Genomic DNA, 8,885 nt, shown 5'->3' with positions numbered 1-8,885 from the left:
AGCTCCAGGTGTACCCGGATCACCAGTGGCGCCAGTGGCGCCAGTCGCCCCGGCAGCTCCAGGTGTACCCGGATCACCAGTGGCGCCAGTGGCGCCAGTCGCCCCGGCAGCTCCAGGTGTACCCGGATCACCAGTGGCGCCAGTGGCGCCAGTCGCCCCGGCAGCACCAGGCGTACCAGGATCGCCAGTGGCACCAGTGGCACCAGGTGTACCTGGATCGCCAGTCGCCCCGGTTGGCCCTGTAGGACCGCCGGGCTCACCAGGTGTACCAGTGGCACCAGTCGCACCAGGCGTACCCGGATCACCAGTAGCACCGGTAGCACCAGTAGCACCAGTAGCACCAGTAGCACCAGTAGCACCAGGCGTACCCGGATTACCGGTAGCGCCAGTAGCGCCAGCAGCACCAGGCGTACCCGGATTACCGGTAGCACCAGTCGCACCGGCAGGGCCAGGCGTACCCGGTGCTCCAGTGGCGCCAGCAGCACCAGCGGCGCCAGGCGTACCGGTGGCACCGGTAGCACCAGTCGCGCCGATAATGCCAACGGCATCGGTCATTAATTCACTTGTAACGATCCGATGGGAGGCAACCAGATCCCCTTCGGGATCTTTACCCCACACAGAAATTTGAGCCGACGATGCTCCGGCACCTGAGGCATTAAAGATAAATTCAAATGCATCTAAATCGGCGAAATAGGTTTTGGTAATGACCTGATTGGCAAAGACGACAAACAATTCTTCGATATATAGCGATCTTAAAGTACCTACATAATAGCCGGTGAGATAAAGGATATACGAGTCCGTAGAATGGCTGTTATCGATTTTGACCGTTACGGTTTGCGTAGGTCTTGTCCCGGTTTCGATCACCATACTATTTTCAATCGGTCCAGTTGAGAAAATAGGCAATTTATGAATTCCTCCTTATTGATTTAATTAGATTCCGCCGCGGTAAGGCGCTGGGTTTCAACTAATCGGCCAGTGCCTGTTTTACCCCAAGCAGATACCTCGGTTAGATTGGCTCCAGCACCTCCGATGGTAAATTGATACTCATAAGCGTCAAAGTCGGCATAATACACTTTTAAAAACGTTTGGTTGGGTAATAAGCTAATCAGTTCGTTGACATACATGGTGCGTACCCCGTTCAAGTAAAAACCTTGAATTTGGACGGTGGACGTATTAAGCGAATCCCGGTTAACCATCCGCAGCGCCAATTGCTGAACACGGTCGATTGCGCCGACAGCATGATTAGCAACGGGGCCGGTTGACAGGAAGGGCATTTCTTCTCCCCCCTCTCGAATTAGAGTAGTAAAACGTAAACTAGTTCATATAAGAAGGGAATGCTAGACGAGGAACCTGTAGCAATGACTACCTTTTTGGCTCTATTAATAGTAGTATTCAATAGAACTTCAACCGTGTGGATAAATTCGGTTAAATAAACCAAAATATGTAAATTTAGGCATATGAAGACCCGTATAAGAAGGAACAGAACCAGTAAATTGACCGTTGACGCAGCATCCAACATTATCCTATAATTAATAAATCCAATGGAATAATTATATAGCCATCTTTGTGATACTAGCTGCTTCACTAATTCGTTAGGGGGGTTACTTATGTCCAAGATTTTCAGGCAACGAAAGCCGGCTATTCTCCTCATCCTCATTTCGCTTCTCGCTACTCTTTTTCCCACCATCAGCTTTGCCGCAACCAATCTCGCACTGAACAAAACAACCATCACATCATCCGTCTGGGCAACCGGGTACGGAGGGGCCAAAGCCGTAGACGGCAATGGCACTGCCACCAGCTGGGCAAGCGCGGAATCCGAAGCGGCCTCATGGATTTACGTCAACTTGGGCTCCCTGCAAACGATTGACAGCGTTGTGGTCAAATGGCCGCAATACACGTATGCGACGGCTTTCAAGATCCAAACCTCGACAGATGCTTCAAACTGGGTCGATAAATACGCGACAACAAGCGGAGCAGGGGGAACGACGACTGCGAATTTCACAGCATCCAGCGCGCAGTATGTTCGGGTGTATATGACGGGCAAAGCGGATATCTACTATGAAATTTTCGAACTGGAAGTGTACAACAACGGCGGTGGCGGCGGCGGGGATACAACTGCTCCGACTGCACCTACAGGACTGACCTCTCCATCCCAAACAGCGACAAGTGTAAATCTCTCCTGGACAGCATCGACCGATAACGTGGCGGTAACAAGCTACGATGTGTACAAGAACGGAGCGAATCCGGTTAACGTAACAGGCACAACTGCTGTCATCGGCGGGTTAACCGCAAGTACGTCATACACGTTTACGGTGAAAGCGAAGGATGCCGCGGGCAACACATCAGCTGCCAGTACGCCGCTATCTGTTTCGACAGACACATCAGGCGGTGGAGGATGTTCCTTGAATTGTCACGTGAATAACACGACATTCCTAAATTCGGCTTGGTTCGCTACGGCGCAGAGCGCAGCCAACATCGCGGCCTACGTCAATGAGCTTGCGGCCAAGAAGATTAAGTACCAATTTGCCGATATCGGCGTACTTGTCGATTCCGCAACATCAACCAACGGCACATTGCCTGCGGCAGGGTACGCAGGCCTAGCCACTTGGATTAAGAACTCCAGACTGACGGATCCGAACCAATTGATTATTATCGACCTCAACTACGGCAGCCGGTTTACGAGGGTTAGCGGTACGAAGGTAGGTAATCCAAACTTCGGCAATGCGACGTTTAATACGAATGTGAACGCCATTATCGATACACTCGTTAATGTTGGTGTCCAAGTCGGCGGAACAGGTCCGTTCTACAAGGCGGACGGCGTTCATTTGGATATTGAAGGCTTCATGACGAATGACACCACACTGCTGAACACGCTGCAGTATTTACGCAACAACGCACTGGCTTCGAACAACTATTTCTCCATCTCGACGCCTGCGGATCCGCCTTATAGCGGCGTAAGCAGCTATCAGTGGAGCAACGCGTACATCGGTCAAGTCGCAGCCATCGTCAACATGATGAATCCAATGATCTATGATTCGATGGGCTGGGGCTCGGACATTACGACCGCCAATTCGTTTAAGACGCTGTGGACAAACGAAATTACAAGATACAGCAATGCAATCGGCAATACCGGGCCGGGCGGCGTTCGCAGCCAGCTGGTACCGACCTTGCCTTCCTATGAGCTGAAATCAGCAGATGGCACGGTGTACCATGATCCTGCCGTAGAGAGCTTGCAGAAAGCAGCCGAAGGTTTAAATGCGGCAATTGCAGGCGGGGCGAATGTGTACGGAGCCGGCATTTTCTGGTGGAGCAACTTTATTGGCCGCAATACCGCGGTGTATGGCTCCTCGTTCTTCACACCGGATCAAACGAACTGGATGAACCTGTGGGTCAATCATTCCTAAAGGCAAGGGGAGCTCAGTCCCGATCCATGTCTGACGTGGGTCGGGACTTTTCTATACAACCACGAGGGGGCAGATCCAAATGATCGTATTCAATGAGGAGAAAGTGCAAACGATGCTGGAGAAACTCAGTTTGAAGCAGAAGGTCGCTCTGATGTGCGTAACAGGTGTGCCAGGACAACAAGTAACGGCGCGGGATCGAGGAAGAATCGGCGAAACCGAGGTGGGCGGGCTTGGCCTGTTCCCGCACAATATCAGCTCTGAGCCGCAGCTTAAGCAGCTTGTAACGGATATTCAAGCCGCATCAGCGAAGAACGGCCTGCCGTATCCGGCATTGCTGTCGATCGACGAAGAGGGCGGGAGCCTGTCCAACCTGACCGATTTCTACGTTTCGGTGCCGGGTAATCGGGCGATTGGATTAGCGGAGGATGCGGGTCTTGCTTATCTGACCGGTAAAGTAATTGGCAGTCAGCTGTTCCACCTCGGCATTGGCATGGACTGGGCTCCGGTTCTTGATGTAAACGCGAACCCGCTTAATCCGGTCATTGGCGTCCGATCCTTCCATGAGAATGCCGCAATTGCAGCAGCTTATGGACAGGCCTTTATCTTGGGGATGCACCGCTCGGGCGTAGCTGCTACGGCCAAACATTTTCCCGGGCATGGTGATGTTGCGGTCGATTCCCATAAAGCGCTACCTACATGCGGCCTCACACTGGAGCAGCTGCACCGCGAGGCGCTTGTTCCATTCAAGGCAGCGATTGAGGCGGATGTAGATGCGATTATGGTGGCGCATGTAGTTTTTGATCAAATAGCGGAGGCGGGCGGGCTGCCGGCTTCGCTGTCGCGATATTTTGTCACGGAGCTGCTTCGAGGCGAGCTTGGTTATCAGGGCGTCATTTGCACAGACGACATTGAAATGCATGCCATCGGACTGTACTTTAGCCCAGAGCAAGCAGGCGTGCTTGCCGTGCAAGCCGGCAACGATCAAATTTTGATGTGCCATACCCCTGCATTTCAAGATCGCGTAATGGCGGGCATTATTGCGGCGGTAGAACAGGGCGAGATACCGATGCGTCAAATTGACGCTTCCGTAAGCCGAATTCTCGCGCTTAAGCTGCGAATCGCATCTTACAAGCGCCATGCGGCTCCGCTTACCTTGCAGGAAGCCGAAATGACTGCCCTGCATATCGCAACGGCCTCCATCGTCACAACGAGAGATCCCGCAGGACTACTCCCGCTGTCGCTCAAGCCTACTTATCTGCTCATCATGCCAAGGCAGCGGAAACTGACGCAAGCGGACAGCACCGAGGGCAAGGAGATAGCACTGGCAAGCGGCTTGGCGGAACAAGGCTACAACATGGTCACGGCCTATATTTCACAGCAGCCAACAGCGGACGAACTAGCCGGCATCCTGGAATTACTGCCCACCGTGGATGTCGTCGTCCAATGCACCATTAACGCCCATATGTTTAAGGAACAGTTGAAGCTGGCTGAGCTTTGTGCGGAATCGAAGCCGCATTTGTGTCTCATTCTAAGAAACCCTTACGATGTAAGCGAGCTTCCGGCAAGCAGCAGCGTCGTGTCGATTTGCTCGACTTCGGATATCAGCATGCGGGCATTTGTCGAGCTCCATACGCAGAAAACATTTATTAGTCCACTGGATTAATGAAATATAAAAAGGCGTTGAATCGCAGACTCTTTTCGTTGATGAAGGGAGTATTTCGCGGCATCGAATCACTTTATCATGAAGATATAAGAGAAACGAGATAGAAGGTGATTCCGGTGCAGCGTAATTCGTCGACAGAGAATCCGAATATCAGCCGCTTCGCCGCACAACCGAGTGTACGCGCAGAGCGGCCGCGCAAGAGCAAGCTGGTCCTGTTTGGCCGCCAGTGGGATTTGCAGATCATGGTCATCCCGGGACTGCTGTTCCTATTCGTATTCAGCTACATTCCGCTCTATGGCTTGTTAACGGCTTTCCAGGATTACGACATGTTCAAAGGTTTCTTCGCCAGTCCGTGGGTTGGCTTCAAGCACTTCCGCATCTTCTTCGAATCCCCTGAGTTCGGCGAGGTGCTCTCCAACACGATCTGGATTAGCGTGCTGAAGCTGCTCTTCTGCTTCCCGGCACCGATCATATTGGCGCTCATGCTGAATGAAGTGAAGAATATGTACTTCAAACGAATCGTGCAAACGATCAGCTACCTGCCGCATTTCTTCTCATGGGTTATCGTAGCGGGCTTCGTCAGCTCCATGCTTGCCGTCGATAACGGAAGCTTGAATATGGCGCTTGAGAAGCTGAACCTGATCGACGAGCCAATCAATTTCCTCTCGCTGCCGGAATACTTCTGGACCATCTTAATTAGCGCCAATGTGTGGAAAGAAATCGGGTTTGCTTCCATCGTTTACTTGGCCGCAATTGCCGGCGTAGATCCGACACTCTATGAAGCAGCCGCTATGGACGGCGCAAGCCGGTTCAAGCAAGTGTTTCTGGTCACGCTGCCGAGCATTCGGCCCATCATCATTATTTTCATGATCTTGGCGGTCGGGAACATCCTCAATGCCGGCTTTGAAGATATATTGCTGCTAGCCATTAGTCCTACATTGGCAGAAGTAGCGAATGTCGTCGATACTTACGTGTACCGCGTCGGGTTCAAGAACTCCAGATACTCTTACGCTACGGCGGTCGGCTTGCTCAAGTCCGTCATCAACCTTGGCTTGCTCATCGCGGCCAACGCAATTGCCAGAAGGAAGGGCTCAAGCCTATGGTAATCATCACGCTACCGAGAGGAGGCAGCAGGCTATGAAACGCAGTACCGGAGATAAAGTCTTTCACGCACTCGTCTATACCCTGTTGATCGTCCTGGCTTTTGTCTGCTTCTATCCCTTCTGGAACTCCATTGTCATCTCGTTTAATCTGGGCTCCGACACGGAGCTTGGAGGCATCACCTTCTGGCCGCGCAGCTTCACCCTGCAGAACTACTCGATCGTCTTCCAAGACGGCCGCCTGCTGGATGCCTTCTACATTTCCGTGATGCGGACGTTGGTAGGTACCTTTGTCGCCATTCTGTGCACGGCCATCTTCTCCTTCGGAATGTCGCGTAAGAACCTGATTGGGCGCAAAGCATACATGCTCTTCTGTGTATTCACGATGTACTTCAGTGGCGGACTGATTCCAACGTACATGCTGATCCGCAACATGCACTTGCTGGATTCCTTCTGGGTGCTCGTTATCCCAGGCATTATAAATGTTTGGAATATGATCGTCTTTATTTCCTTCTTCAAAGATTTGCCGGATGGGTTAGAGGAATCGGCCCGTATCGACGGGTGCAGCAACTTCGGCGTGTTATTCCGAATTGTACTCCCATTATCCGGTCCCATCATCGCTACGCTCTCCTTGTTTACGGCCGTCTCGCTCTGGAACGACTGGTTCTATGCCGGTCTGTACATCACGAAGACCGAGCTGCTGCCCATACAGGCGCTGCTCCAGCAAATTCTCAACTCCAACATCATGACGACGGAGCTGCTCAACTTGAATTCAGCTGCACAAGACCGCATTACGGCGATGCAGTCGATTACAACGAAGTCGTTATCCATGGCCACCATGATTGTAGCGGTATTGCCGATCATGTTTACGTATCCGTTCGTGCAGAAGTATTTTGTCAAAGGCGTGCTTGTCGGTTCGTTGAAAGGATAACCAGCGGCGGCTAGCCCGGTTAGGCAGCGGGGAAAAGTGAGATTTGTTACAGCGGTTTTATGCAAAATAGCTTAATATAACAAGTACATGGAGGGTTATCGATGAAGAGAAAAAGAATCGCCGCATCGCTTGGAGTTATGCTGCTTAGTACATCCATGTTAATGGCAGGATGCGCATCAAAGTCAGAAACGAACAACAACAACGATTCTGCAGCTGCAACAACAAGCACGAATAATCAGGCAGAAGCTACGACGAACACACCTGAAGCCGCACCTGCATTTGAGTTTGGCGTAACCCCTGTATCCTTCAGCTTCTATGGCAATTATGACTGGTACACGCAGAACCCGTGGGGAGCCGATCCCGGCACGAAGTGGATTCAAGATAATAAGAAAGTAACGGTAACGGCCGTGCAAGCAGGCAGCTCGCCGGAAGTAAAGCTTAACGCCATGATCGCATCCGACGAACTGCCGGACGTCATCTGGGGTGAGCGCGACGCGAATGTCGAGAAACTCAGGGCGGCAGGCAAACTGGTTGCGCTGGATCAATACGTAGATAAATACCCGAACCTGAAGAAATGGGCGGGCGATGCCACGCTGAACATGCTGAAGGCGGAAGACGGCCACCTGTATGTATTCCCGAACTGGTATGCCAATTCCGCACGCGGTAACGGCGGATACATCGTAAATACTAAGATCTACACGGAGCTGGGATCGCCAAAGCTTGAAACATTCGATGATCTGTATGCTTATTTGAAGCTTGTGAAAGAGAAGTATCCGAAGGTGATTCCATTTGAAACGAGTATCGGCGCACAAGGCATCTACGAGCTGTACTCCGGGTTCGCGGAAGACCACCCGGTGCAATTCGTCAGCCAAATGGCAGTGCCGAACGGCGACAAGCTGGAATCGATCTTCACCGATCCAACCTTTAAAGAAACGCTGCAATACGCAAGCAAGCTCTTCCGCGAGAAGCTTGTGACCCAAGATGCTTTAACACAGAAAATCGAGCAAGTACGCGAGAAAGTGACGACCGGCAAAGTAGCCGTAGCCGCTGCTTACAACGTAACTGACCTGGGTGCAAGAGGTACGGTTGCCCTGAAGGCTGCCGACCCAAGCGCTGGATACACGATGATTTGGCCGCTGCAGAAGGGCGGCTTGGATAAGAATAAGATTTTCGCAACCCAATATGATTCGCTTGGCTGGAACGTCAACATGATCACCACATCGGCTAAAGATCCGGAAGGCATCTTCGCTTACCTGGATTGGCTGACAGGTCCCGAAGGACAACGCGTGGGCTTCTGGGGTCCTCCCGGTCTGTACTGGGATGGCGCCGATGACACGGATGCTCCGAAATTTACGGATAAATATGCAACGGATAAAGAAGGCTTGAGCAAGATGATGTCCACGATGGATTCCTTCAACTGGGCAGGGAACACAACGTTCATCGATCAAGCGAAGTCGAAGCATGAATTGTCGCTGCCGGCTGATCAGCAAGAGTGGGCAACGATCGCGCAAAATGCGGTAGCTTGGAAAACAGCCTACAACATCACGCAATTTGCCAACATGGATCCGGCTCCAACTTCGGAAGAAGGCGTTATTGCACAGCGAATCAGCGATATCTTCACGCGGGTATTTGCCAAAGCGATCTTCGCGAAGGATGATGCGGAAGTGGAAGCGATGCTGAATACGGCGAGCGAAGAAGCGAATTCCGCGGGTTATGACAAGCTGCTTACCTTCAAAACAGCGAAGTGGCAGGACAACCTGAAACGGATTAATGCACAATAATTAATC

6 protein-coding genes and 1 pseudogene are annotated in these 8,885 nt (G+C 51.8%); 5 read left to right on the top strand and 2 right to left on the bottom strand.

The features are described from left to right. Together AC6ESO_RS23965 and AC6ESO_RS23960 are read right to left on the bottom strand one after the other, a co-directional pair. Positions 1-903: pseudogene (locus tag AC6ESO_RS23965) on the bottom strand (collagen-like triple helix repeat-containing protein); the annotation flags it as partial. A gap of 23 nt (positions 904-926) precedes the next feature. Then, entirely contained in the window at positions 927-1,274 is a 348-nt protein-coding gene (locus AC6ESO_RS23960; protein ID WP_497093591.1) for a hypothetical protein, read from the bottom strand. A gap of 333 nt (positions 1,275-1,607) precedes the next feature. Between AC6ESO_RS23960 and AC6ESO_RS23955 the strand changes: the two genes are divergently transcribed. The 5 genes from AC6ESO_RS23955 (at position 1,608) to AC6ESO_RS23935 (ending at position 8,879) form a co-directional block, all read left to right on the top strand. Beyond that, positions 1,608-3,404: a galactose-binding domain-containing protein gene (locus tag AC6ESO_RS23955; RefSeq protein WP_497093590.1), complete on the top strand. Its 1,797-nt coding sequence runs from the start codon at positions 1,608-1,610 to the stop codon at positions 3,402-3,404. A 79-nt stretch (positions 3,405-3,483) separates the two neighbouring features. After that, complete coding sequence (gene nagZ / locus AC6ESO_RS23950; RefSeq protein WP_497093589.1) at positions 3,484-5,067, top strand: beta-N-acetylhexosaminidase; 1,584 nt, start codon at positions 3,484-3,486, stop codon at positions 5,065-5,067. Between the two features lie 242 nt (positions 5,068-5,309). Then, positions 5,310-6,173 carry an ABC transporter permease subunit gene (locus tag AC6ESO_RS23945; RefSeq protein ID WP_494819642.1) on the top strand — a complete coding sequence of 288 codons (864 nt, stop codon included), beginning with the start codon at positions 5,310-5,312 and terminating at the stop codon, positions 6,171-6,173. A gap of 31 nt (positions 6,174-6,204) precedes the next feature. Further along, positions 6,205-7,098 carry a carbohydrate ABC transporter permease gene (locus AC6ESO_RS23940; protein ID WP_497093588.1) on the top strand — a complete coding sequence of 298 codons (894 nt, stop codon included), beginning with the start codon at positions 6,205-6,207 and terminating at the stop codon, positions 7,096-7,098. 101 nt (positions 7,099-7,199) lie between these two features. Then, positions 7,200-8,879 carry a type 2 periplasmic-binding domain-containing protein gene (locus AC6ESO_RS23935; RefSeq protein ID WP_497093587.1) on the top strand — a complete coding sequence of 560 codons (1,680 nt, stop codon included), beginning with the start codon at positions 7,200-7,202 and terminating at the stop codon, positions 8,877-8,879. Positions 8,880-8,885: the final 6 nt, after the last annotated feature.

It is taken from the genome of Paenibacillus rhizoryzae (assembly GCF_059686995.1).
This window is presented reverse-complemented; position numbering and strand designations above follow the sequence as displayed.